The organism is Photorhabdus noenieputensis (assembly GCF_018448935.1).
Lineage (GTDB): Bacteria > Pseudomonadota > Gammaproteobacteria > Enterobacterales > Enterobacteriaceae > Photorhabdus > Photorhabdus noenieputensis.
The window spans coordinates 107438-134119 of the sequence record NZ_RCWC01000004.1 but is presented as its reverse complement, the minus strand read 5'-3'; the positions used below and the strand labels follow the sequence as shown (position 1 = coordinate 134119).

Genomic DNA, 26682 nt, shown 5'->3' with positions numbered 1-26682 from the left:
TACAAGTCAATTGGAATATAATATGAAAAAACCGTATATTGATTTCAAATAGTTATCATTAGGGCGATATTATTTACCCTACAAAATTCCAATGAGTTAAATATGAATTTTTATTAATTAGACAGAACAATATGGATAAATCCCGGACAAACAGCACTTAAATTAAATTTAAACCAAATCAATTCACTATAATATTTATATGCTTTAAATAATGCAAATCGTGATGGAATAATACTGACAAAGATAAATATTATGACAATACATTGGAAGTTACCTCTATGATATTGCTTTAAAACTGGATAAATATTTCAATATCTCCACAAGCGTTAGGTAATTTCAGGTTATTCATCTGTAATGTAATCATGCCAATAACAAAGTAATCATTAAAGAGATTCTATACGAGAAAGATAGAATAATGTTAATAATTGATTCCAGCGTTAAACAGTAACCGAATTACAATAAAATATATTTTCAGGTAAACTTATTTACGTAAAGGGAATTGTTCTATGCACTGTAATTGAATTTATTTCTAGCAAGAAAATGCACAGATGTTAATAAGTTCTCAAATATTAAACATAAGAACTGATTTAGATGAACAAGGTCAACCTTTATTCGACACAAAATTCACTCTAAAAGCCGGAACAACTTTATTAAATCTCAATTCTCTGGATGGTATCCATTTTCCATTAGATATTCACAGAGAAGATTACCCTAAAGGTGTATTCAACTTCATGGTCGAAGGAAAAGAGAACACAGGAAAAGTCGTCATTGATATTGCACCAAAAGATGCTAATGCCTATGGACTTAACACAATGCTCCGCAAAAATTTCACAGCGATTAATGGAACGGTAGTAGAAACCGGAGACCAAATGAAATATTTTGATTTCAGTTATGGAAAAGATACCCGTAATGGTAATCAGGTCGGAACAATAACTATTTCTCTTAGAAACCCTCACCTAAAATTGTCTTAGCAAATAGATTCAAGGCACAGCATTGAATACAATGTCGTGCCTCTCCGGTATTAACAACTCATCCCTACGCCATACACCTATAAGGCTAAAGTGAACCAAACCCATTAGAAGCCCCTCACACTTACCCATTTTCCCCCTTGCTCCCATTCGGCAACGCTTTCTATACTCCCAATTACCGCGCCTTTCCCCCTATTCTGAACAGCGAGGTTTCTCGGAGGCTAATTGATGAAGCAGGAAGTCAATCAACGACACCGTGCCTCATCCGACAACTACGGTTGGGATCGGATCTTGACTAACAGCCCCAAAATGATGGCGTTGTGCTGTGATACCGCGAAAATTGCCCGTAGCCACGCCAGAGTATTAATTACTGGTGAAAGTGGTACCGGTAAAGAGCTAATCGCTAAAGCCATTCATTATAATAGTCCACGGGCTAAAGGGCCGTTCATTAAAATTAACTGTAGCGCTTTACCAGAGTCTTTACTCGAAAGCGAATTGTTCGGCCATGAAAAAGGGGCTTTTACTGGCGCACAGATACAGCGTCAGGGGCTGTTTGAACGCGCTAATCAGGGTACCCTGCTACTTGATGAAGTTGGCGAAATGCCCCTTAATCTACAAGCCAAACTGTTGCGCGTTTTGCAAGAAAAGGAGTTCGAACGTCTTGGTGGCAGCCAAACCATTAAAACCAATATTCGTTTGATCGCAGCAACCAACCGTGATCTGGCTGTTATGGTGGAACAAGGGGAGTTTCGTCGGGATCTCTTTTACCGCCTTAATGTTATTCATCTTTCTCCTCCTCCGCTCCGGGAACGCCCTGAAGATATTGCTTTGCTGGCCCATCATTTCCTGCAAAAATTCAGCGCGGAAAATAATAAAGAGATCATCGAATTGGATGCCAGTACACTGTCAATTCTGGCGGAATATCACTGGCCCGGAAATATTCGCGAACTCTCTAATGCCCTTGAGCGTGCGGTTATCATGAGTACGGGACGGATTATTTTCCCCGATGACCTGCCAGCACATCTGTTATTCAAACCGCCTCCACCGCTAAGTTCTGAACCTCAATATACACTGGAACACGGCCACAGTCTGAAAGAAAGTATTAAAGCCTATGAACGCAGACTGATTAGCGCAGCGTTAGCAAATAATCAGGGTAATCGGTCGCAAACCGCTCGAACTCTGGGAATTAGTCGCCGGGCGCTGATGTATAAACTTCAAGAATATCGTATTAATCCACTGAATTTGGCGGAATAGACAATTCTACATCGGCAAAACAGAGTATTGATGCAGGGTTATCTATTTTTTACAAAAAAGATCATCAAAAAGCTATATTTCTAACTTACACGCTTTTAACTTACACTTTTTTACCTAATATTTTCTAATACTATTAATACACGATTGAATATTTCTGGCTAGTTTTGAATTTTCAATTACCATTATAATTGCAAAAATCATAACTCATTTATTTACCAATAAAGTGAAAGATAATCTCATGAGTGATAATATAAAATTCAATTTCTATGTGCTAATAACTGGCAAGACTTTATTATCGGGCAATAATTTGCTCATTATGCAAAAAAATAGCGAAACAAAACGTGCACACCTGTGCAAGATTTTGCACACCTCATATTTATTATTCATATAAATCCGCACCCACTTTTCTCAATCAGATAAATTAGAATTAATTAAATTTCAGTTAATTATAAAATATTCCCATTTAAATCCCGTCGCTGGCATACCCATTGCTATACTGATACACACCTATATCCATACATCCATATATCCTATATAGGGAATCAATATGAAAAATAAACTCATTAGCACACAACAAGCTATGGAGCATTTTTATGACGGCATGACCATTATGGCTGGCGGTTTTATGGGCGTAGGTACACCTCCTCACTTGGTTACCGCATTGCTGAACTCCGGCGTCAAAGATTTGACAATCATTGTTAACGATACCGCCGGGATTGACGTTGGCATTGGCCCTCTTGTGGTTAATAACCGAGTGAGAAAAGTCATCACCTCACATATTGGCACTAATCCGGAAACCGGACGCAAAATGCTTGCTGGAGAAATAGAAGTAGAATTGGTTCCTCTGGGTACGCTAATCGAACGTATTCGCTGCGGAGGAGCCGGTCTGGGCGGATTCCTAACCCCAACCGGAGTGGGTACTGTGGCAGAAGAGGGGAAACAAAAAATCACCGTCAATGGAACAGACTATTTGTTAGAACTCCCCCTACGTGCTGATCTGGCGCTAATTCAAGCCTATCTTGCCGATCATCATGGTAACCTCACCTACCAATTCAGTGCCCGAAATTTTAACCCGATAATTGCCCTAGCGGCAGATATTACACTTGCCGAACCAGATGAGCTGGTTGAAGTAGGTGAAATCGCACCGGACTGCGTTATAACACCCGGCGCATTGATCGACTACATCGTTTATCCAGGAGGAAACTCATAATGAATGCCAAACAAGTTATTGCCCATCGTGCTGCTCTCGAACTACAAGACGGAGACGTTGTTAATCTTGGTATCGGCATTCCCACGCAAGTCCCGAACTATCTGCCTGATCACATTCATATTACTCTCCAGTCAGAAAACGGCATACTGGGCCTTGGACCTATTACAAAAGTACATCCCAATCTGGTCAACGCTGGCGGAAAACCCTGTGGCATTTTGCCCGGTGCTGCCATATTTGACAGCGCCCTCTCTTTTGCCCTAATCCGCGGCGGTCACGTAAATACCTGTATTCTGGGAGGTCTGCAAGTTGATCAACACGCTAATCTAGCCAGTTGGATGATACCGGGGAAAATGGTCCTTGGTATGGGAGGAGCAATGGATCTTGTCACTGGCGCACGTAAGGTCATCATTGCAATGGAACATTGCACCAAAGACGGTTCAGCAAAAATCCTCAAACAGTGTACTCTGCCACTTACCGCCATCAATAAAGTCAGCATGATTGTCACTGAATTAGCTGTCTTCTGTTTTGAACAGGGCCAGTTAATCCTGAAAGAACATGCCCCAAATGTCACATTAGAGGCTCTGCGGGAAAAAACCGAAGCAGAATTTAGTATCGCACATGACCTCAAAATCATGCCTATTCCGGTACAGTAGAAATGAGCATAATTAGCAGTATCATTAGCTGGTTTTATCAGTACTATCCTACCAATCTAGACAGTTCAAATGTGAGGCAATGGCTGCTGGAATCCGCTCATTATTATCACCGATCATAATCCCGATAACTCATCATCATTATCAATAATCACATCAATAAATTTGAAGATATTGGAATTACTGTAATTAAAACAAATAGCCACTAAAATATTAATAAAATGAAGTAATAATCCTTCAATAGCTGTCTCTTTACTCTATACCTTATAGATTTCAAGATGCATCGCGACGGCAAAGGAGTGAATCCCCGGGAGCATAAGTAACTATGTCACCGGGGTGAGCGAGTGCAGCCAACAAAGAGACAACTTGAAAGATGACGGGTATATATAGAAAACATATTGTTCAGAACAAATGTAATATGTTTTCTATTACTAAATAACCCCGTCAAATAGTAGATCATTTAATATAACTCAATCCGTTTTGAACAATTTGGTCAATCGCTAAAAACAAAAAATATACCGTACGTCTGACAGACGCCGCAGGAAGAAATATAAATATAAATTTCACATATCAAATATAAATAGCTTTGATATGTTTCTGGTTTCAAAATTTACAGTTATTTATTGCCACCAACCATACAAAAATAATTAATCTTATAAGATATAAGAATATTCCATTATTCTCATTCCTAACTAGACTATGATCAGCGGGAGTTGGCGGGAGTTATTTTTACAATAATTCAATATGTTAATTATAAAATAGTATTATTTAATTTGAGGAAAGTATATGAGTCCCAAGAATGATTTTAAAGCTTTTTCTATTAGTAATAATGCTAACGTAGTAAGCCAAGAAGGATATGAAGCAAGCCCAGCTTTAAAGACTGGATTTCCACCAGAAAATATTACCACTCATTTGCTCAATAAGGTATTACGTCAATCTTCAGCAATATCGTCTACAATAGCTAATTTTATCGCGACACAATATGGTGATGATGTTCTGGATGATGGGGATATAGTCAAACTCACTACTCAGTTAAATAAAGCCTTAGAAAAAAAGATCGCGACAGAAATTCCAAATGCTTCACTAACTCAGAAAGGAATTGTTCAACTCACAGATAAAACAGGCAACAGTAATTCACTTGCAGCCACTCAAAAACTTGTTTCTGATGTAAATGATAATGCTAACAACAGATTAGCAAAAAACCAAAATGGCGCAGACATTCCTGATAAAAACGCATTTGTGAAGAATCTCGGCTTAGCCGAAACCGGCAATTTAGCTAAAAACGCGGTGCCTAATAGTAGAAAAATTAATGGGAAAGCGTTAACCGGGGATATCAACCTGAATGCCGGAGATGTGGGTGCATTTAAGCTCGGATTAACAGGAAACAACACTGTTAGTAATCCAGTCCCCTGGAACGCAAACACCGGGTTATATGATTTACTGAATCCTGGAATAGATTCTTCGCATATCGCTCATTTCAATAATGGCGTTGGAAGCTGCCCAGCTTTTCAATTGAAAGTGCTGTACAAAAACCGGGGAATTGCTTATCGCTCTGCCCGTGATAATCATGGTTTTGAGGAAGATTGGACGGATATTTATACAACAAAAAATAAACCAACGGCAGCGGATGTTGGGGCATTTAAGCTTGGGTTAACAGAAAGATACACTGTTAGTAATCCAGTCCCCTGGAACGCAAACACCGGGTTATATGACTTGCTGAGACCTGGAATAGATTCTCAGCATATCGCTCATTTCAATAATGGTATTGGAAGTTGCCCAGCTTTTCAGTTGAAAGTGCAGTACAGAAACGGCGGGATTGCTTATCGTTCTGCTCGTGATAACTATGGTTTTGAGGAAGATTGGACGGATATTTATACAACGAAAAATAAACCGACGCCGGCGGATATCGGGGCATATGCAAAATCTGAAGGATCTGAATTTATCCAGCCAAAGTATATTAATCAAGCGAATATAAGTGATCTTACCGCATGGATAAAATCACTGCCGCAGGGTGGTCATGCATTCAGATTTTCAGGGAATGATAGTGGTATTGGATATGCGTGGTCAGGCGGCTATATAACAAGAATGCATGACATATGGGCAGGATTTGTCGCGCATTATGACTATGCCGGTATTAGCTTTATCCACGGAAATGATGGAGGTGGAAATACAAAAGTTAGCCGACTTTGGACAGATAAAAACGCCCGCTCCGACGCTAACGGCATTCTCAGAGTATCCAGCCCAGTTGTAGATATTCATCCAGACGGAACTTACGAGTTAACCAGCGAAGCTGAGGGAGTGACGGTTAAGCGTATAGATACAGGGAAATATCGTATCAGCGGTTGTAACGGTTTTGCCAAAGATGGTGCTTGGGGAATTCACGGCGGTACTATCATTCCGGCAGACAGTAACGGGTTAAATCTCATTTGGGTTCGTGAATCGGTAGACACAACCAACGGCGATATAACCATCGAATGCTACCATCGTCAAAATAAAGACGCTCCAGAATTTGCTCAAAATAAGCGTGTCAAAAGTGTAACTGCAACAGGAGAAGTCGTTTATTACCATGATGCTGAACCATGCGATATTCCAGACGGAAGAGTAATTAATATTCGTGTGCAACTAATTGAGAAATCATAATAATGTAATCAGAGCTATTTAGCTCTCCTGCATTATTATAATTCGTTGAAACACAGAAAATCAGCTAACAAACCTCGTTTAAAATAGCGAGGTTTGTTTTTTTATCTATAAAACATTCTGATATAGGAAAGATAACCGATTAAATACATTTAATAACAAATGACTTAAAGAAATAAATCCAATTTTAATTACTAACGATTATTAATGCAAAGAACTATTATCACTCATTTCCATATTAAAACCCCCAAGCAAACCAGACACATCTTGCCCCAGGTATCGGCCCCAATTCTTTAACACCTCGGCTTAACATGCCAAGATTTGACGCAATGAAACCTGACAATTGAATATTATTTATTTGCCAAACTGCTTTATTAACACCACCTCCATAGTCATGTTCACTAACTACAACAACCTTTTCTGGGAATGGAATTGGGAAATTAACATGTCTATCAGGATTATCATACGCAGTAACATCTGAAATTCCCCATTGAAATATCATCCCAGTATTGCCACATTTCCACCAACCATTTACCGCTTTTAAGGATGTATTTTTATTACCATAACGAGAGTCAGACTCAGATTTATCGTAACTTCCTACATCCCCGGCATTCAGACTGATGTCACTCGACAACGCCTTCCCATTCACTTTTCGGGTATTAAGTACTCTACTATTAATATTCTCACGCAATGAATTTATTATTTCCTGAGCAAGCTTTTGCGTTACTGCTAATGAGTCACTATTACCAATTACATCAGTAAGCTGAACAGCGCCTTTTTGTGTTAACGAAGCATCCGGTACTGCTGTAGTGATTTTTTGTTCCAACGCCCTGCTTAATTGAGTAGAGATCTTGGCGATATTACCATCATCTAAAACATTATCGCCAGATTGTGTCGCGATAAAATCAGCAACCACGGATGCTATTGTAGATGATTGACGTAATACCTTATTGAGTAAGTGAGTGGTAATATTTTCAGGTGGAAATCCAGTATTCAAACTCCGGCTTTCTTCATACCCTTCTTGGCTCACCACGTTTGCATTATTACTAATAGAAAAAGCTTTAAAATCATTTTTTTGGCTCATATACTTTCCTTAGATTAATAATACCAGGTAGATTCAAATATTAAATTATTGTGTCAATAACTCATTGCAATTCATAATAATAACAGTCTGGCGCAAAAACAATAAAAATTACATCCACCGCCTTATCATTTATTAATTAGATGGTACATTATTATAATTTTACAAATTATAGGTTAATCAATAAAAGTGAAAAGGCTTTATCAATAACCTCATTATTATCAATTAATTACCAAAATGGATATTACTAAAATTATTATTAAAGAAAATAGTCGCTTGAAATATTATGACTATAAATTATTGGGTGTATCCATGCAGAAATGACAAGCAATATAATTTTATAGATATCCAGACCGGAGAAATTAAAAAATTCCAATCTGTTTAAATAGAAACTTTATAAGCCAGAGAATTTTTTTAAATTTATTCAAAAAATCATAAACATTTTTTCAGACTTGCCTTATTTCTTAATCAGGAGATCTTATAAAGCAACAAGTGGAACAGCAGAGATTAACCATCAATATTAGACTCCCTCAATAGGGAGCCTAAATTATAAATTAACACCAAAAATACATCGAACTTACTTACGACGCCAGCTTGTTCCTTGCGGCCCGTCTTCCAATTCAATACCCATCTCATTTAACTGATTACGAGCAGAATCTGCCAACGGCCAATCTTTATTTTTACGGGCATCATTACGTTGCTTAATCAACGCTTCAATTTTAGCAATCTCTTCATCGTCAGCCTGAACACCACGATGCAGGAATTGTTCCGGCTGTTGTTGCAGCAAACCTAAAATACCTGCCAACTTGCGCAATTCAGCCGCTAAGCCATTCGCTGCGTCCATATCTTCTGATTTCAGACGGTTGATTTCACGTGCCATATCAAACAGTACCGAATAAGCCTCTGGTGTATTGAAGTCATCATTCATCGCTTCAATGAAACGCTCCTCAAATACTTCACCACCGGTTGGCTGTGCAGAAGCATCTGTACCTCGCAGAGCTGTATAAAATCGTTCAAGTGCGGTACGAGCCTGCTTTAGGTTATCTTCTGTATAGTTAAGTTGACTGCGGTAATGGCCTGACAACAAGAAATAACGCACTGTTTCTGCATCGTAATATGCCAATACATCACGGATAGTAAAGAAGTTGTCCAGCGATTTGGACATCTTCTCTTTATCTACCATCACCATCCCTGAATGCATCCAGTAATTCACATACGGGCCATCATGGGCGCAAGTAGATTGTGCAATTTCGTTTTCATGATGGGGAAACATCAGATCTGCGCCACCACCATGAATATCAAAATGATTACCTAGCTGTTTACTGTTCATGGCAGAACATTCAATATGCCAACCAGGACGGCCCGCTCCCCACGGCGATTCCCAACTTGGTTCCCCAGGCTTGGACATTTTCCACAACACGAAATCCATCGGGTTACGTTTAACATCAGCCACTTCCACTCGCGCCCCGGCTTGTAACTGGCTGAGATCTTGGAGGGAAAGCAATCCGTAATCCTGATCACTTTCGACGGAGAACATGACATCGCCATTATCTGCAACATAGGCGTGACCACGTTTTATCAACGATTCGGTCAGCGCAATAATCTCCGGGATATGTCGAGTCGCACGTGGTTCCAGATCAGGGCGTAAGATATTCAGCGCGTCAAAATCTTTGTACATTTCTGCCAACATACGACCGGTCAGATCATCACAACTCTCGCTGTTTTCTGTCGCCCGTTTGATGATTTTGTCATCAACATCGGTCACATTGCGTACATAAGTTAAATCGTATCCCAGATAGCGCAGATAACGAGCAACCACATCAAAGGAAACAAAAGTTCTGCCATGACCAATATGGCACAGGTCATAAATCGTGATACCACACACGTACATCCCTACTTTCCCTGGATGGATTGGCTTAAATTCTTCTTTCTGACGGCTGAGGGTATTGAAAATTTTTAGCATCGAGATTTTCCGTAAATTCACTGTACGTGTGTTAAAAATAACGAATTGATAATTCTGGATTTATGCCTTATCTCATCAATAAATGCTCGATATGGCATAGTCCAATAGGATATTGAAACCTGATATTAAGCGCTTTGCAAGGTTAGTGATCAAGATAGCTCACTGAAATTAATATGTACTGACTCATTATGGTAGATGTGATATAAAAGCCGCCTGGTCCAAATGCCCGAACCGGGTTAATCAAAACTATTATTAGGATTTCAATTATGGTGACTTTCCATACCAATTTTGGCGATATTGTAATTAATACTTTCGCTGATAAAGCTCCTGTAACTGTTGAGAATTTCTTGAACTACTGCCGCAATAGTTTCTACGATAATACTATTTTCCACCGTGTTATTAACGGTTTCATGATTCAGGGTGGTGGGTTCGAACCTGGTATGAAACAAAAGCCGACTGATGCAGCTATCAAAAACGAAGCCAATAACGGTCTGAAAAACAACCGTGGTACTTTGGCAATGGCCCGTACTAACGATCCACACTCAGCAACTGCGCAGTTCTTCATTAACGTTGTTGATAATGATTTCCTGAACTTCCGCTCTGAGCGCCCTGATGGCTGGGGTTACTGCGTCTTTGCCGAAGTGGTCGAAGGTATGGATGTTGTTGATAAAATCAAAGGCGTTTCTACCGGTCGCAGCGGTATGCACCAAGATGTACCACTCGAAGATGTTATCATCGAAAAAGTGACTGTCAGCGAATAATTCTCTGCCTATGTGTACACTTTTTATCGCAGATTTACATCTCAGCGAACATGAACCGGCAATCACTGCCGGTTTTCTTCGTTTCTTGCGTGAGGATGCCATTCAGGCCGATAGCCTCTATATTCTCGGCGATCTGTTCGATTACTGGATTGGCGATGATGATAACAACCCTCTCCACCGTGAAATCGCTAGTGCATTAAAAACTGTGCAACAACAAGGCGTTAGCTGTTACTTTATTCATGGCAACCGTGATTTTCTGCTCGGTTCACGCTTTGCTAAAGAGAGTGGCATTATCTTACTCCCACAGGAAAAAGTACTGGAACTGTACGGTAAACGAGTGCTTATTCTGCACGGCGATACCTTGTGTACTGATGACGAAGGTTATCAACGATATCGTAAGCGGGTTCATACCCCGTGGGTCCAACGTCTGTTTCTACTGCTACCGCTGTCTATCCGTCAAAAAATTGCCGTAAAAATGCGCGCTAACAGCCAATCGGTCAACAGCAGAAAATCCGAAGCCATTATGGATGTAAACCAGCAAGCCGTTATTGACACTTTTGAGCGGTATCAAGCTGACTGGATGATTCATGGACATACCCACCGTCCTTTTGTACATGAAGTTCCTCTGCATGATAAAACCGTTTACCGCGGTGTACTTGGCGCATGGCATCATCAGGGATCGATGTTCAAAATAACGGATAAATCAATCGATCTTATCTCTTTCCCATTCTGAATTAATCAGAAACACCCACATTCAGGTATCACAATGGAAGTATAAAGTAACGCAATCGTTTTCCTTAGCTTGTGAGCATGATATGATCCGCGGCCTCAAAGCGTTATTTTCATTCTGGTGGACGTTAAAACACAGGAGCATTTGATTTATGACTGCCCAGCCTGATTTAGCAGGAACAACTCAACACAATGCCAAAATCGCCATTGTCATGGGTTCTAAAAGCGATTGGATGACTATGCAGCACGCGGCTGATATTCTTACTTCTCTTAATGTACCTTTTCATGTTGAAATTGTTTCTGCTCACCGTACACCCGATAAACTATTCAGTTTTGCCGAGCAAGCTGAACAAAATGGTTTTGATGTCATTATCGCCGGTGCCGGTGGTGCCGCTCATTTACCCGGCATGCTGGCAGCTAAAACGCTAGTGCCGGTTCTCGGCGTCCCCGTACAAAGCGCTACACTGAATGGGGTAGACAGCCTTTACTCTATCGTACAGATGCCAAAAGGGATTCCTGTCGGCACACTTGCGATTGGGAAAGCCGGAGCAGCAAACGCAGCTCTACTGGCCGCACAGATTTTGGCTCGTCACGATAAAGATTTACTGAAACGCCTCAGCCATTGGCGTGAAACACAAACTCAGGATGTACTCGATAATCCCGATCCGCGGGAGGAAGCATGAAGCCAGTTTGTGTATTAGGCAATGGTCAGCTCGGCCGCATGTTGCGTCAAGCTGGTGAGCCTTTAGGCATCACGGTTTATCCTGTTGGCCTGGATGCAGAACCCGAAGCAGTTCCTTATCAGAATAGCGTTATTACCGCTGAAATTGAGCGCTGGCCGGAAACGGCTCTTACTCAGGAACTTGCCCGCCATAAGGCTTTCGCTAATCGAGATATCTTTCCTCGTCTGGCCGATCGTCTGCCGCAAAAACAGTTAATGGATAGCCTTGGGCTGGCAACTGCGCCGTGGCAATTACTCTCTGATACCAACCAATGGCCGCAATTATTTTCTGAGCTCGGTAATTTCGTTATCGTTAAGCGCCGCATGGGTGGTTATGATGGTCGAGGGCAGTGGCGTATTCGTCCCGGAGATGAAACAGCATTACCCGCCGATATTTATGGTGAATGTATTGCTGAACAAGCCATTCCTTTTTCTGGCGAAGTTTCACTGGTAGGTGCCCGCAATAAAAATGGCGATTGTGTGTTCTACCCCTTAGCGCACAATTTGCATCAAGATGGCATTCTCCGTGCCAGTATTGTTTCTCCTCAGGAAAATGACCATTTACAGCATTATCATTTACAACAACAGGCTGAAAGTATGTTGTCAGCGATTATGCACGAGTTGAAATATATCGGCGTGATGGCAATGGAATGTTTTATTGTCGGTGATAATTTACTGATCAACGAACTGGCACCACGTGTTCACAACAGCGGTCATTGGACTCAAAACGGCGCATCTATCAGCCAGTTTGAATTACATCTTCGCGCTATTCTGGATTTACCCATGCCTCGACCAGAAGTCACTGCGCCGTCAGTTATGATCAATTTGATTGGTACAGATATCAATACCCAATGGCTCAGTTTGCCCTTGGTACATTTACATTGGTATGAGAAAGAAGTTCGTCCTGCACGTAAAGTCGGTCATCTTAATCTTTCTCACTTTGATAAAAATGAATTAAAAGATACATTGCAGAAACTTGTTCCTATGCTGCCTCCTGAATATCAGAGTGGCCTTGAATGGGCGCAGGAAAAATTAATTTAACTAAACCTCAGTTCTGTTTAAGAATCATCAGCCCAAAGGTACATAGGTGAACTCTGCTCATACTTTAGCCCCTTCTTGAGCAAAGCTGAAGTTAAGTCTAACACTAACGTTGTTTATTTATTGATCTTTTCATCTTGATTTGTGTCCACAATAGTCCTACAGTAAGGATACAAAATAGTAAGATACGTAGAGGCACATATGAATACAGCCATGTTGAAAGTTCGTGTTTCTGAAGAACTGAAAAATGCGGTAGCACAAGCCGCTAGGGATAATAGTTTGGATATGTCTAGCTTTGTCCGTTTGGTATTAACTAGAGCGACAAAAGAACACCATGTTCCTAATGCTACAACGCAGGCAGCAATCCATGAGCTGGAAAGTGGTGGCGGTACAAGCGTAGGTACCATAGATGAATTTTGGGACAAAATTTTCCAATAAAATATGCTCAGAATTCGCTATTCATCCGCGTTTAAAAAGGATTTAAAACCTTATCAATATGATAGAGCAACCCTCTTCGTTATTGATACCGTATTAAAATTGCTCGCTACAGGAAAACCCCTTCCTCCCGAATATAAAGAACATTCATTGAAAGGGAATTATATTGGGTATCTGGAATATCATGGAAAACCAGATCTCCTATTGATTTATAAGAGAACTGACCAAGAAGTTTTTTTATATCGGGTTGGAAGTCATGCAAAACTATTCAAGATGTAAGACTTATCCTTAATAGCCCAATTTCTGGGCTATTTTTCTCCATAAAGGTATTCAAAACTAACTTGCATCAGCAAATCTAGATGACATGAGACTCCTTGCAATCAATCTGAGGATTTCTACCTCTTTGGTTATCATCAGAAATTCAGATAGTATCTAAGTACTTTAATTCACTATCTCAAGCGAAACTCAAGTTAACTATTTATTATGGAATATATGACAATCGTCCATCAAAATAGTCAAACGTTTGTCATTTAATAGCCTTAGATTAATTGTAGAAGCGGAAGTAAAGTAACTTACCGCTTCGCACTTCAACTCATCCTAGTTTATTTATATTACTTCAATTATCATATTGATCTATTAGCATTCATCGATCTGGATATCGTATCTACAATCGTTCTGGTTGTTTGATCTATTTCATAATTAAGTAAATCACCAACTTTAATATTACCAAGATTAGTCGCCCTTAACGTTTCTGGAATTAAATTCAACTCTATGGTTTTCTCGTCTTCATTTATACCATTTATTGTTAAGCTACAACCATGCAGCCCAATAAAACCTTTATGGAAAAAGTATCTTATATTATCGCCAGGAATATTAATCACTAATCGATAAGTTTCACCAGTTTTAATAAAATTAACGACTTCTGCTACACCTTCAATATGTCCATATAAGCTATGACCACCATTCTCTTTATTCATTTGATGTGATCTTTCGATATTAACTTCATCCCCCACATTTAAAAACTTTAATGTGGTCACATCAGCCGTAAAATCTGATATATCAAACCAGACGATATCGTTCTTAAATTGAGTGACAGTCAAGCATGTACCATTAATCGCAACACTGGCCCCCACAGAAACATCATCAAAGAAATGGTTATTATTACTAACGGTCAATGAACTAAATCCTTCTCTTTTCTCAAGAGATAATACGCTTTCTTTTCCTTGCACAATTCCAGTATACATAATCACCCTCTTTTATTTATATTAAGTAGAAATGCCCTTGTTACATTAAAATAATTTATGGTTTTCATGAATATATCTAATAAAATTTTATTAACTCTATTGACAACATTTTCCTACCCCATATTTACAAAATATCTTTTATACACTTGATTTAAATCAGAATTTTAATAACATATTTAAAAGCCAATAAACTACTTTACCCTATAGTTTTTAATTATATCAAGCTTTTTGTGGAATGGATGATTTTTTACCGTTAAATTGATAATTATCAAACATCAACAAAGATAGAATCGAAGATTACTTTTATAACTTATGAAAATGCTTTACCTTGAATATTTATCATTTAATTAAAAGCATATCATAATAGAATTATCAGACAAAGAATTATAATTTACAATATTTCACTTACAATCTGTTTTTATTATAAATAAATCAAACGAATTATCACCTTAAACATTTATTATATTTTTATTTCATTAAAGATAATTACTCAAGATAAATATTAAAAAAAGATATTTTATCTCCATATTTAAAAAACAAAGCAATAATTATTTAAAGTTGAAAATGGTTTTGATTATACCAAAACAGGCACTAATTTATTATTATCATTTATCATTAAAAACTCTAATTAATCAAAAAAATAAATTATATATTTAAGTTAACTAAAATATAATTACAAAAATATTTTCACAAAACCATTAATTAACAATATTTTTCCCAATCCTTAACATCAAGTTGAATAAACAACCTGTCGCTAATTAAATAATCAATATATTACTAACACTGAAAAATCACTAAGATTAAAATAATCTTATATTTCTACTCCCTCCACCTTTCATCAATAAAATTAAATATCCCTTTGACAAAACTGTTTTATTAGATCAATGTTAACAACCACCAGCCAGATACTGTATGAGAAAGGGAATCTTCGTGTTACTTGCCACAAAAATCCATAATACGAAAAACTATCCCCCGCTTTTTTTCACCTTAAGTCTCTCTTCTCGATTTTGTGGTGCTGCTTATCTGGCAATGACTTGGCGTTGGATAGGCACTCGATTAAAGAAAAGCGGATTACCCGCAATGCTGTTATTGCTGGCGACAATCAATCAAGCTCAAGCCGGTAACTTTGTCAACTTTCAATCTATTGATACCAGCCTTTATGTGCAATTTGAAAATCGGGTCGATCCCCAAAAAACGATTTCACCGATTTTGGAGGCTTTCGGCGACTACAGTGTCGGCGATATGTACGTCTATAGTATTTGGCAAAACTCACTGCAAAGTGATTACCAAGGTGATAAGAGTACCTACTATTATAAATTTGTCCCCAGAGTGAGCTTGAGTAAAGTCGCTGGTAATGACATCTCTTTTGGGCCGGTAAAAGATATTTTGTTCGCTCAATGGATTGCCAAAACTAAAGGGATAGATTACGACTATTTTCCCGGTATTAGTATTGACTGGCAAGCTAGCTGGGTTAGCTGGTTACGTACAATTTTTTATTTTGAGAATAATGCCAAAGGAAGCTGGAATGATCAGCGAATCCATATTGACTACGGAATTCCCTTCAATAACCGTTTAGGTGATTTCCGGGTTGTCGGCACTTTCGATTATACCTTAGGTTTACATGGGCAATCTGAAACCATCGATTTCAAACCAGAGTTACATTACGATTTAGGAAAACTCCTTGGTCATCAACCCGGCCATTTATGGACCGGCATTGTTCTGAACCCCATAAAAAATAAATACAAAATAAGGGATACACCTTATTATCGAACCGATCAATTTAGCTACGGGATCTTTATTCGATATAGTTTTTTCTGATACCGGAATAAAATATCAGAAATTTTCTGCCAACCTTTATCCTGATGGAGTCAAGATGCCCATTCAACATGACCAATTCGGACGTACTTATCAGTGGCTCCTACTGATACTTTTGGGTTTGGTTTACTTTCTGGTCACCGCAACCACATTTACCTCGCTAGGAGTTGTATTACCTAGCATGATCAAGGAATTACACTGGAGTTGGACGGATGCCGGTCTGGGGTTCACCTTACTTGGCCTATCATGTGGACTGTCCAGTTATCTTCCAGCGATGTTTATTCGTCGTATAGGCGTCCGCGTCACTTTAATGATCGGTACGCTGACCTTTATCACCAGTTTCTGCATTCTCTACAACACCCATAGTATCGCGGCCTATTTTACCGGTACAACACTATTAGGGATCGGCTTTAGCCTTATGGCTACTGTTCCCGGCACTTATGTCATTAGCCGACTTTTTAAAAAACAGTCGTTGGCTTTTGGTATATATTTCACCATCGGTGGATTAGGGGGCGTGGTCGGTCCGTGGATCTATTTCCTGGCAACCGTATTTTGGGAAAACTGGCGTATGCACTGGGCAATTTCCGGGATATCACTCACTTTGATCAGTTTATTAACCATTTTATTTATGCGCGAAGGTAAAAAGGAAAACGCCCACGCTGAAAGAATTAACAAAAATCAACAAGACCAGCTCCCCACCACTATCTATCGCACCAAGGAAATATGGAATGTCAGACAGGCACTGCACACCTGGCAATTTTATGCCATTGCCGCCGCTTATACCTCTTTTTTACTGTGTGGGATAACCGTTAATAGTTTTGCTGTCGCCCATATTACTGAAAATGGATTCAGTGAGTCTGTTGCCGCCTCTTCGCTCAGTATTTTGGCTTTTATCAATGCATTCTCACGATTTGCAGGAGGGGCTGTTGGTGAATGGCTCGATCCCAAAAAACTACTTATCGGCAGTCTGTCGATAATTATCTGTGGTCTTATCGCACTCAGTGCCGCCACCTCATGGACATTTTTAATCCTGTTCACATTGTGTATTGGCATCGGTTATGGCATGACTTTTCTGGCATCCAGTATTTTGCTATTCAATTATTTTGGACGCACACCTTATCTGGAACTGTTCTCGGTGATGAATCTAATCTCCACTACCGCCTGTATCGCCCCTTTTCTTGTGGGCGCAATTAAAGATTATTCAGGTAGTTTTACACCGGCATTTCTTATTATCGCCATACCGGTGCTAACTATTCTGATTATCACATTCATGATGCAACCGCCTTCACAAATCGTGAAAAAATGTTCTGATAACAGCACATTACTTAACTGAATTTAGAAATAAAATGAACCTACATCCTATGGATTTCAAGATAGATCGCGACGGCAAGGGAGTGAATCCCCGGGAGCATAGATAACTATGTGACCGGGGTGAGTGAATGCAGCCAACAAAAAGGCAACTTGATAAGATAACGGGTATATAAGATATTCCTTACCACAGACAAACAAGGAATTAATCATGGCAAAAAAAGAATTCGGTGTATTTCTACCCATAGCGAAAGGTGGCTGGATTATTTCTAAAAATACACCACCACTCGATGCTTCTTATCAGCAAAACCGTGAAGCAGCTATTCTGGCTGATCAAATTGGTTTGGATTTCATTATGTCAATGAGCAAATGGCGTGGCTTTGGTGGCGAAACGGAACATTGGGGCTGTTCTCTGGAATCCGTTACGATGATGGCAGGTATTGCCGAAGTGACTCATCATGCCCGGCTTATCGCAACCATGCATGCCGGGCTGCATAATCCCGCCGTGACAGCCAAAATGATTGCGACACTGGATCAAATTAGTCATGGACGCGCCGGGCTGAATATTGTCTCTGGCTCCTTCAAAGACGAATTTGAACAAATGGGGGAATGGGATAGCAATTTAGATCACGATCAACGTTACGCAATGACCGAAGAGTGGACCCAATTGATCAAACAGCTTTGGAGTGAGAAGCAGGTTAATCATCAGGGAGATTACTTTAATTTCAAGAATTGTGTTTCTGAACCCAAACCTGTTTCCGTTCCGCGCCCTTATTTGGTCTGTGCCGGTCAATCAGAATGTGGGCTACGTTTTAGTGTGCGTAACACCGATGTGTGTTTCATTGGTGGTAAAGATGAAGAAGAAACGCGACAAATTAGTCTGATGGCTAAACGTCTTGCAGCCGAATACGGTACAACCACCAAAACCTTTTGTATGTGTACGATTATTTGCGCTGAAACAGATGAAGAAGCTAAGACGCTGGCTGAATTCTATCGTGATGGCTTGGATATAGACGCAGTTAAAAGCATGATGCACAGTTTTGGCGTCGATGTTGGCGAAAAAAGCAATGCGATGGTTGAAAGATCCCAAAATGCTTTTATGACCCACACCGCTATCGGCAGCCCGGAAACGTGCCGCCAACAACTGTCAGATTTATTGCGTGAATGCGAACTGGATGGAGTTATGTTGATCTTCCCTGATTATGTTCAGGGGTTAACCACTTTCGGCGAGAAAATCTTGCCACAACTTAAAGCTGAATTTATCTATACCCAATAGATTTCAAGATGCATCGCGACGGCAAGGGAGTGAATCCCCGGGAGCATAGATAACGATGTGACTGGGGTGAGAAAGTGCAGCCAACAAAGAGGCAACTTGAAAGATGACGGATATAAACAACAATAATAGGCCAATAAGTTAGGGAATGGATTCTCCACATCTCGACGAGCGATTACCCATTCCCTGAATGTCTGCAAATATCGCTCTTTTACCCCTGAACCCGCCGGTATAATCCTGTACCCCGTAATAATCGGAGTCCCAACCCACTCCCACACAATGAAAGTAACAAGCTGCTGATTATTGGTAATAACAGCCACATTTGCCATTCTGGTTGCCACGGAAAATCAAATACCTTGGTCTGCAATAACCAGAGCGCAACCTCAGCCCCTAATGCCGCAGTAAAACCCGCCATTAATCCAAGCAAAGCAAATTCATACCAAAGCGTGCGACGCAGTAACTGTTTACTGGCTCCCAAGGTGCGGTAAACCACGAGTTCAAGTTGCCGTTGATGCATCCCTACCTGAACCTGTGCCAATAGCAGTAGTGCGCCGCAGACCATAACCAGCCCAACCATGACCTCCAATGCCTTACTTACCTGCTGCAAAATACCCTGAATTTGCTTAATCATCGCGCCGGTATCAAGCAGGCTCAGCGTTGGAAACTGACGATTAAGATCCGTCAGAAGTCGGCCATCGCCTTCATAGTGGAAACTGGTCAGCCAAGTTTGCTGCTGATTTTCCAATGCCTGTTTCGGGAAAATAAACAAGAAATTTGGCCGCAAACTTTCCCAATCCACCAGTCGAATACTGCTAACTACAGCGCTGAACTGCTGGGTATCACCACTGAATGTTAGTTTATCGCCGATTTTGATTGCCAAACGCTCAGCAAGACCTTGCTCAATAGAAACCTCATCCGCCTTTGGCGGCCAGTCACCGGCAACCAAAGTATTAAACGGAGGTAATTGCTCTTTCCATGTCAGATTCAATTCCCGCTGTACCGTGTTGCTATCCGATTCTCTGGCCTCTGCCCACGCGATAGCTGACTGACCATTAATTTCCGTCAAGCGAGCTAATACCACCGGATAGAATGCCGAAGGTTTAACCTGATACTGAGCCAGCAAATTTTCTACTTGCGGAATTTGCTGTCCAGTCATATTAATCAGAAAATAGTTTGGACTGTCCGGTGGCAATTGTTGCTGCCAACGGTCAAGCAAATCTCCCCGGACCACCAGCAACAAAGCAAATAACATAAATGATAAAGAGAAAGCCGCCAATTGAGCTACTGTCTGAAATGGCTGCCGCAGTAGTCGATTAACCGCCAGACGAAAACTGAGTTGACGAAGTTTCAGGTGACGTAATAACCACAATCCTCCCCAACCAAACACCGCCAGCAACAGCGCAACCATCACCATGCCAGCCAGTAACGCCCATAACATAGGTTTGGTTCCAACCAACAAGCTCAGCCCGCTAATGACCACCAATGCCGCCAACGGCAGGTAATAGCGCAACGGCCAGATAGGCGCGATAACATCATCACGCAGCACCCGTGATGGTTGGGTTGCCATTAACTGTTTGTACGGACGTATTCCCACCAGCAAGGCAATAATAGATAACGCTCCTAACGCCCATATCCACGGCCAGAATCCTGCTACCGGTAAAGTCTTCGGCAGCATAGGCGCTAAAATCTGCACGAGCAGATATTCAAATATCAATCCTAGCAGTGTCCCCACCAGCGCCGCCGCCATCAGTATCACTAGCCATTGACCAATCACCCATTTACGCAATGCCCAATGCCCCGCACCCAGTGTTTTAAGCACGGCAATCAAATCATGGCGACTACGACAATAGTGAGTCATTGATACCGCCACAGCGGCGACGGCGAGTAATAACGTCAGCAAAGCCGATAACAACAAGAATTGCTGTGCCCTCTCAATAGATTTTGCCAGCGCCCCACTATCCTGTTTCAAGGTATACCAGCGCTGATCAGCTTTAAGTTGGGGATCAATGAGCTGCTGATACTGATAAATCGCTTCTTTATCACCCGAAAACATATAACGATAAGTGAGACGGCTACCCGGCTGAATCGCCCCGGTAGATTGCGCATCATCAAGGTTAATCAAAATCCTTGGCGCAATCTGAAAGGGATTGAAACCACTGTCAGGTTCCTGAATTAATTCTCCGCTCACCTTAAGCGTGGTGTCACCCACATCAAGATTATCGCCCACTTTGATTTTCAATAGTTCAAGCAAACGAGGCGCGACCAACACTGTGCCTTTTTCTGCTTTCAAACCCGGTGGATTAGTTTCCAGTTCACCATATAACGGATAGTAACTGTCCGCGGCTTTTACATTAGCAAGTTGAGGAGTATCCCCGGCATAAGTCATGGTGGTGAAAGAGAGCTGGCGACTCAATTTTAATCCCAAATTTTTCGCCTGCTGTAACCACTCATCGTCTACCGGATAAGCCGCACGCAGGACTAAATCCCCCGCCAGAAAATCCCGGCTCTGGTAATGAACACTTTGATCAATGCGATCACTGATCCTGCCCAAAGCCAGTACACAAGCCACTGCCAAGGTAAGAGATAACCAGACAATCAGTAAAGAAGGGGTGCGCCATTCGCGCCAAAACCAACGCCAAATCATCTTTCTTCCTTCAATTTGCCATCAATCAACCGCAAACAACGTTGACAACGGGCAGCAAGCTGGCTGTCATGAGTGACCAGAATTAACGTTGTGGCATAATCACGATTCAGAGAAAACAGTAGATCAGCAATCCGATCACCGGTTTGCCGATCCAGATTACCTGTTGGCTCATCAGCAAACAGAATTTTAGGCTGGCTGCTGAATGCCCGTGCCAATGCCACTCTCTGTTGCTCACCGCCAGAAAGTTGTGCTGGCATATGTTTCAAACGCTTGCCCAATCCCAATTGTTCAAGCAATTCAACTGCCTGTTTCCTGCTATTATTTTCAGACTCACCACGCAATAAAGCAGGAAGCTGGACATTTTCCAATGCGTTTAACGTCGGAATTAACATAAATGACTGAAAGACAAAACCGACACTTTCAGCCCGTAGCTGCGCTCGCTGTTCCTCATTCATCTGGCTTAGATTATGCCCTAACAGCCGAACCTCGCCGTCACTGCCATCATCTAACCCGGCAATAATGCCAAGCAATGTGGATTTACCCGAACCCGATTCTCCCACTAAAGCGATAGTCTGTGCCGACTCGACAACCAACTCGACTCCCTGCAATATAGTGATCTTATTTTCTCCCTGACCAACGTGCTTACTAAGATGCTGAACTTCAAGAATACTCCCCGTTACCATTTACTTTTCCTTTTATTAGTGATGCTATTTGGTACCAGAGCGACTGCGGCTGATACCCTTCTGATTCTCGGTGATAGCCTTAGTGCCGGTTACCATCTCCCCGTTGAACAGTCATGGCCTGCTTTGATGGAAAAAAAGTGGCAGAAATCCGGTAATAAAATTACAGTCGTCAACGGCAGCATCAGCGGTAATACCGCTGCTCAGGGCCTTGAGAGGCTGCCGGAATTACTTAAACAACATAAACCCCGTTGGGTACTGATAGAACTAGGTGCCAACGATGGATTACGCGGTTTTCCCCCACAACAAACCGAACAAGATCTGCAACGGATCATTACTTTAGTGCAACAAGCCAATATTCAACCTTTATTGATGCAGATCCGTCTGCCACCAAACTATGGACGCCGTTATACCGAATCTTTTGCCAAGATTTACCCCAAACTGGCAGAACATAATCAAATTCCCCTGCTGCCGTTTTATATGGAGCAAGTCGCTATTAAACCAGAATGGGTGCAACAAGATGGGTTACATCCTAATCTGGCAGCCCAACCATTTATTGCCGACTGGATGTCTGACACACTATCAGCACATCTTAATTATTCTTAAGTAGTAAACTATTAGTTTCAACAAATTGATGTCTATAAGCAGGTAAAGTTATGCAAAAGTCAGTTCTTATCACAGGCTGTTCCAGTGGAATTGGTCTGGTGGCGGCCAAAACACTACATCAGCGAGGCTACAGAGTATTAGCAGCCTGCCGGAAACCCGCAGATTTACAGCATATGCGCGAGTTAGGACTGGAACCTATCGAATTGGATCTTGATGACAAAATGAGTGTTGAACGCGCCGCCGCCGAGGTCATCAGGCTAACCAATGGCCGTCTTTACGGGCTGTTTAATAATGGCGGCTTTGGTATTTATGGCCCACTCAATACTATCAGCCGTGAACAACTGGAACGGCAATTTTCTACTAATCTATTTGGTACACATCAACTTACCTGCTTATTACTTCCAGCAATGCAACTTCATGGTGAAGGCCGTATTATCCAAACCAGTTCAGTTATGGGACTGATTTCAACCCCAGGCCGTGGTGCTTACTCTGCCAGTAAATATGCCTTGGAAGCATGGTCAGATGCGTTAAGAATGGAATTAGCCGGCACAGGAATTAAAGCTTGTCTGATTGTCCCCGGCCCGATAAAAACACGTTTTTCAGAAAACGTGAATCAAACGCAAAGCGATAAACCTGTCAGAAACCCCAGGATCGCCCGCCATTTTACCCTAACCCCCGAAGCCGTTGTGCGCAAACTGATTCATGCTCTGGAAAGTCCGAACCCCAAATTACGTTATCCCGTGACTTGGATAACCCACGCAGTCACTATTATGCGCCGGATTTTGCCGGGAAGAGTAATGGATAAAATACTGAGTAGACAGAGCGGTACAACTTGAAAGTTAAGAAAATAACCTCAATCTATTTAATCATAACCTGCGACAACCAAATTTAAGAGACTAATTATATGTTACCAACCTCTACTGGAATTAATGTCAACGAAAGCAACCTACATCAAACCGTTGAACAGTCTATGACTGTACCTGTTTTATTTTATTTTTGGTCTGAACGTAGCGCTCATTGTCAGGAATTAGGTGTAATACTGGATAAACTGGCAGCAGAATATGCAAATCAATTCATATTGGCAAAAGTGGATTGCGATAAAGAGCAAATGGTCGCTGCACAATTTGGCTTACGAGCCATTCCTACGGTTTATATTATGCAACAAGGCCAACCTGTAGATGGTTTTCAAGGGCCACAACCTGAAACAGCTATCAGAGAGATGCTTGCCCGCGTATTACCTAAGCCAGAAGAGTTGAAAGTCGCTCAGGCTGAGGAACTTATCGCAGCAGGAAAACATCAGGAAGCGCTGCCACTACTGAAAGAAGCCTGGCAATTGGCCCCCAAAAACAGTGAAATTGCACTTATATTGACCGAAGTGCAAATTATGCTCAATAATATAGAAGAAGCCCAGGAAATTCTGAGTCTTATTCCATTACAGGACCAAGATACTCATTATCACAGTTTACTGGCTCAAATTGAGTTACAAAAGCAAGCGGCGGATACACCAGAGATCCAACAATTGCAGCAAGAATTCGCCATTCAACCGGACAATGCAGAGCTGGCGGTTAAACTCTCGCTGAAACTGCACGAAGTTAGCCGTAATGAAGAAGCTCTGGAATTATTACTTAGCTTCCTGAAAAAGGACCTTTCCGCTGCCAATGGCGCAGTACGGAAAACAATGATGGATATTATGTCTGCAATGGGGACCAGTAATACCTTGGCTTCGAAATACCGTCGCCAGGTTTATTCGCTGCTTTACTGATTTATTTAATTGTAAGGAATTGCTATGGATTTATTCGCTTTTGGTGCTGTACCCATTCTGATCTTCATTGCCGTGGTTATTGTCTTTACTTGCGTAAAAACCGTGCCACAAGGCTATCAATGGACGGTAGAGCGCTTCGGTCGTTATACCCGAACTTTATTACCGGGTTTGCATATTATCGTCCCGTTTATCGATCGCATTGGTCGTAAAATTAATATGATGGAACAAGTGTTGGATATTCCTTCACAGGAGGTGATTTCCCGCGATAACGCCAATGTGACCATTGATGCAGTCTGCTTCATTCAGGTTGTCGATCCTGTTCGAGCCGCTTATGAAGTCAGCAACCTTGAACTATCCATTATCAATCTGACAATGACCAACTTCCGTACGGTTTTGGGTTCAATGGAACTGGATGAAATGCTGTCACAGCGTGATTCTATCAACAGTCGTCTATTACATATTGTTGATGAAGCCACTAACCCGTGGGGGGTGAAAATTACCCGTATTGAAATCCGTGATGTGCGTCCACCAAAAGAGTTGATCTCTGCCATGAACGCCCAGATGAAAGCCGAACGTACAAAACGTGCTGATATTCTGGAAGCGGAAGGTATTCGTCAGGCGGCTATTCTGAAAGCAGAAGGAGAAAAACAGTCTCAAATTCTGAAAGCGGAAGGGGAACGTCAATCGGCATTTCTCCAGGCAGAAGCTCGTGAACGTGCCGCCGAAGCAGAAGCTCGCGCAACTAAAATGGTGTCCGATGCGATTGCTGACGGTAACATGCAGGCAATTAACTACTTTGTTGCCCAGAAATATACGGATGCACTGACCAGTATTGGTGCCTCCGATAACAGCAAAGTCATTATGATGCCTCTGGAAGCGAGCAATCTGATGGGTGCGATTGGCGGTATTACTGAACTGATTGGCGAAAGCAAAAAAGGTAAATAACCATGATTGCACAGATTGCGGCTCAAACCCCTTGGCTCTGGTTCTCTTTTGGCGGCTTACTGTTAATTGCAGAGCTTCTGGGAACTGGCGGCTATCTATTATGGACGGGTATAGCCGCTATCGTTGTTGCGTTTGTCACCTGGCTGCTACCAGGAATAGATTGGGAATGGCAAGGCGTTTTGTTTGCCGCTCTGACGCTACTTTCCGCAATGCTATGGCGCTACTGGTTACGTCGCCGCCCATCAAAAGGCAGCGATAACCTGAACCAGAAAGACCACCAGCTCATCGGTATCCGAGCCAAACTGACTACCGATACTGAAAATGGTTACAGCCGGATCAAACTGGCTGATGGAAGCTGGCGGGTTCACTGTAATAGTGAACTACCAGCCAATACCGAAGTAGAGGTAATCGCTATTGATGGCATTACCTTGAAAGTAAAGTCAGTCAGTTCTCAGTGATGAGAGCAACAACCCGATAAATGATCTATGATGGGGCATTCAGCCCCATCATCTCCAGGGCACTCTTCCGCCAAAGCTAACAATTTACTTCTCATTTTCTGCAACTCTTTAATCGCCTTTTCTATTTCAGCCACTTTATGCAATGTTGCCGCTTTTACATCGGCACTGTGACGATTGGGATTGCGAAATAACACTAAAAATTCCCGACATTCATCAAGCGTAAAACCGATTTGTTTCGCCTGACGCAACAGCGTTAATTCATCAATATGTTTCTGCCGGTAATAACGGTAGCCGTTATCCCCCCTTTCCGGCGGTGTAATCAGATCCTTTTCTTCATAAAACCGAATGGCTTTACTGGTAAGACCGGTTTTTTGGGCAACTTCACTGATGTTCATTTTTTCCCCTTGACCTTACCCTTGCGGGAAGGTTTAACCTTCGCAACAAGTCAGAAATTCACTTGAACTGTGTAGATATACACCACTAATTATCACACAAACGTG

The 26682-nt window shown here is 41.5% G+C and carries 24 protein-coding genes and 1 pseudogene; 19 read left to right on the top strand and 6 right to left on the bottom strand.

Going from position 1 to position 26682, the window contains the following annotated elements; translation table 11 throughout:
* Positions 1–548: 548 nt before the first annotated feature.
* From EAE91_RS04985 to EAE91_RS04965, 5 genes and pseudogenes are all read left to right on the top strand, one after another.
* A complete protein-coding gene (locus EAE91_RS04985) occupies positions 549–971 on the top strand; it encodes a hypothetical protein (protein ID WP_244868668.1) in 423 nt (140 codons plus the stop codon).
* A 225-nt stretch (positions 972–1196) separates the two neighbouring features.
* Positions 1197–2222 (top strand): annotated as a pseudogene (locus EAE91_RS04980) (sigma 54-interacting transcriptional regulator); the annotation flags it as partial.
* Between the two features lie 547 nt (positions 2223–2769).
* On the top strand, positions 2770–3432 hold the full coding sequence (gene atoD, locus EAE91_RS04975) for an acetate CoA-transferase subunit alpha (RefSeq protein WP_214087518.1): 663 nt from the start codon (positions 2770–2772) through the stop codon (positions 3430–3432).
* The gene (locus EAE91_RS04970; RefSeq protein ID WP_214087517.1) at positions 3432–4085 is read left to right on the top strand and encodes a CoA transferase subunit B; all 654 of its coding nucleotides are present in this window, start codon (positions 3432–3434) and stop codon (positions 4083–4085) included. The genes atoD and EAE91_RS04970 overlap by 1 nt, the downstream gene beginning before the upstream one ends.
* A 783-nt stretch (positions 4086–4868) precedes the next feature.
* Entirely contained in the window at positions 4869–6722 is a 1854-nt protein-coding gene (locus EAE91_RS04965) for a phage tail protein (RefSeq protein ID WP_214087516.1), read from the top strand.
* 235 nt (positions 6723–6957) lie between these two features.
* On the opposite strand, the gene EAE91_RS24045 is transcribed toward EAE91_RS04965, so the two are convergent.
* Together EAE91_RS24045 and cysS are read right to left on the bottom strand one after the other, a co-directional pair.
* Positions 6958–7803, bottom strand: coding sequence for a gp53-like domain-containing protein (locus EAE91_RS24045; protein ID WP_244868667.1), 846 nt, complete (start codon positions 7801–7803; stop codon positions 6958–6960).
* 574 nt (positions 7804–8377) lie between these two features.
* Positions 8378–9763: a cysteine--tRNA ligase gene (cysS, locus tag EAE91_RS04955; RefSeq protein ID WP_214087515.1), complete on the bottom strand. Its 1386-nt coding sequence runs from the start codon at positions 9761–9763 to the stop codon at positions 8378–8380.
* 266 nt (positions 9764–10029) lie between these two features.
* Here cysS and ppiB point away from each other — a divergent pair, with 266 nt between their 5' ends.
* From ppiB to EAE91_RS04925, 6 genes are all read left to right on the top strand, one after another.
* A complete protein-coding gene (ppiB, locus tag EAE91_RS04950; protein ID WP_214087514.1) occupies positions 10030–10524 on the top strand; it encodes a peptidylprolyl isomerase B in 495 nt (164 codons plus the stop codon).
* Positions 10525–10534: 10 nt separating this feature from the next.
* Complete coding sequence (gene lpxH, locus EAE91_RS04945) at positions 10535–11257, top strand: UDP-2,3-diacylglucosamine diphosphatase (RefSeq protein WP_214087513.1); 723 nt, start codon at positions 10535–10537, stop codon at positions 11255–11257.
* Between the two features lie 148 nt (positions 11258–11405).
* The gene (gene purE, locus EAE91_RS04940) at positions 11406–11936 is read left to right on the top strand and encodes a 5-(carboxyamino)imidazole ribonucleotide mutase (protein WP_214087512.1); all 531 of its coding nucleotides are present in this window, start codon (positions 11406–11408) and stop codon (positions 11934–11936) included.
* Positions 11933–13015 (top strand): 5-(carboxyamino)imidazole ribonucleotide synthase, encoded by a 1083-nt coding sequence (purK, locus tag EAE91_RS04935; RefSeq protein WP_214087511.1) that lies wholly within the window; start codon positions 11933–11935, stop codon positions 13013–13015. Before purE ends, purK begins: the two co-directional genes overlap by 4 nt.
* A gap of 198 nt (positions 13016–13213) precedes the next feature.
* A complete protein-coding gene (locus EAE91_RS04930; protein ID WP_036775220.1) occupies positions 13214–13450 on the top strand; it encodes a type II toxin-antitoxin system RelB/DinJ family antitoxin in 237 nt (78 codons plus the stop codon).
* A gap of 3 nt (positions 13451–13453) precedes the next feature.
* Positions 13454–13726 (top strand): type II toxin-antitoxin system YafQ family toxin, encoded by a 273-nt coding sequence (locus EAE91_RS04925; RefSeq protein WP_214087510.1) that lies wholly within the window; start codon positions 13454–13456, stop codon positions 13724–13726.
* Between the two features lie 344 nt (positions 13727–14070).
* Here the strand turns inward: EAE91_RS04925 and EAE91_RS04920 are convergent, their stop codons facing one another.
* Positions 14071–14691 carry a riboflavin synthase subunit alpha gene (locus EAE91_RS04920; RefSeq protein ID WP_214087509.1) on the bottom strand — a complete coding sequence of 207 codons (621 nt, stop codon included), beginning with the start codon at positions 14689–14691 and terminating at the stop codon, positions 14071–14073.
* Positions 14692–15621: 930 nt separating this feature from the next.
* On the opposite strand from EAE91_RS04920, the gene EAE91_RS04915 reads away from it, so the two are divergent.
* The 3 genes from EAE91_RS04915 to EAE91_RS04905 all read left to right on the top strand — a co-directional run bounded on the left by EAE91_RS04915 (position 15622) and on the right by EAE91_RS04905 (position 19090).
* Entirely contained in the window at positions 15622–16509 is an 888-nt protein-coding gene (locus EAE91_RS04915; RefSeq protein WP_247982995.1) for an outer membrane protein OmpK, read from the top strand.
* Positions 16510–16564: 55 nt separating this feature from the next.
* The gene (locus tag EAE91_RS04910) at positions 16565–17839 is read left to right on the top strand and encodes an MFS transporter (RefSeq protein WP_214087507.1); all 1275 of its coding nucleotides are present in this window, start codon (positions 16565–16567) and stop codon (positions 17837–17839) included.
* A 186-nt stretch (positions 17840–18025) separates the two neighbouring features.
* On the top strand, positions 18026–19090 hold the full coding sequence (locus EAE91_RS04905) for an LLM class flavin-dependent oxidoreductase (protein WP_214087506.1): 1065 nt from the start codon (positions 18026–18028) through the stop codon (positions 19088–19090).
* Positions 19091–19298: 208 nt separating this feature from the next.
* Here the strand turns inward: EAE91_RS04905 and ybbP are convergent, their stop codons facing one another.
* Positions 19299–21731, bottom strand: a complete 2433-nt coding sequence (gene ybbP / locus EAE91_RS04900) for a putative ABC transporter permease subunit YbbP (RefSeq protein WP_214087505.1) — start codon at positions 21729–21731, stop codon at positions 19299–19301.
* Complete coding sequence (ybbA, locus tag EAE91_RS04895) at positions 21728–22414, bottom strand: putative ABC transporter ATP-binding protein YbbA (protein WP_214087504.1); 687 nt, start codon at positions 22412–22414, stop codon at positions 21728–21730. Before ybbA ends, ybbP begins: the two co-directional genes overlap by 4 nt.
* Between ybbA and tesA the strand changes: the two genes are divergently transcribed.
* The 5 genes from tesA (at position 22385) to EAE91_RS04870 (ending at position 26182) form a co-directional block, all read left to right on the top strand.
* The gene (gene tesA, locus EAE91_RS04890; protein ID WP_214087589.1) at positions 22385–23017 is read left to right on the top strand and encodes a multifunctional acyl-CoA thioesterase I/protease I/lysophospholipase L1; all 633 of its coding nucleotides are present in this window, start codon (positions 22385–22387) and stop codon (positions 23015–23017) included. The genes ybbA and tesA overlap by 30 nt on opposite strands.
* A gap of 50 nt (positions 23018–23067) precedes the next feature.
* Positions 23068–23853, top strand: coding sequence for an SDR family oxidoreductase (locus tag EAE91_RS04885; protein ID WP_214087503.1), 786 nt, complete (start codon positions 23068–23070; stop codon positions 23851–23853).
* A 68-nt stretch (positions 23854–23921) separates the two neighbouring features.
* The gene (locus tag EAE91_RS04880) at positions 23922–24779 is read left to right on the top strand and encodes a co-chaperone YbbN (protein ID WP_214087502.1); all 858 of its coding nucleotides are present in this window, start codon (positions 23922–23924) and stop codon (positions 24777–24779) included.
* A 24-nt stretch (positions 24780–24803) separates the two neighbouring features.
* Positions 24804–25724: an SPFH domain-containing protein gene (locus EAE91_RS04875; protein WP_036775200.1), complete on the top strand. Its 921-nt coding sequence runs from the start codon at positions 24804–24806 to the stop codon at positions 25722–25724.
* A gap of 2 nt (positions 25725–25726) precedes the next feature.
* Positions 25727–26182 carry an NfeD family protein gene (locus EAE91_RS04870; RefSeq protein WP_214087501.1) on the top strand — a complete coding sequence of 152 codons (456 nt, stop codon included), beginning with the start codon at positions 25727–25729 and terminating at the stop codon, positions 26180–26182.
* On the opposite strand, the gene cueR is transcribed toward EAE91_RS04870, so the two are convergent.
* On the bottom strand, positions 26176–26577 hold the full coding sequence (gene cueR / locus EAE91_RS04865; RefSeq protein ID WP_214087500.1) for a Cu(I)-responsive transcriptional regulator: 402 nt from the start codon (positions 26575–26577) through the stop codon (positions 26176–26178). The two genes, EAE91_RS04870 and cueR, sit on opposite strands and share 7 nt — an antisense overlap.
* Positions 26578–26682: the final 105 nt, after the last annotated feature.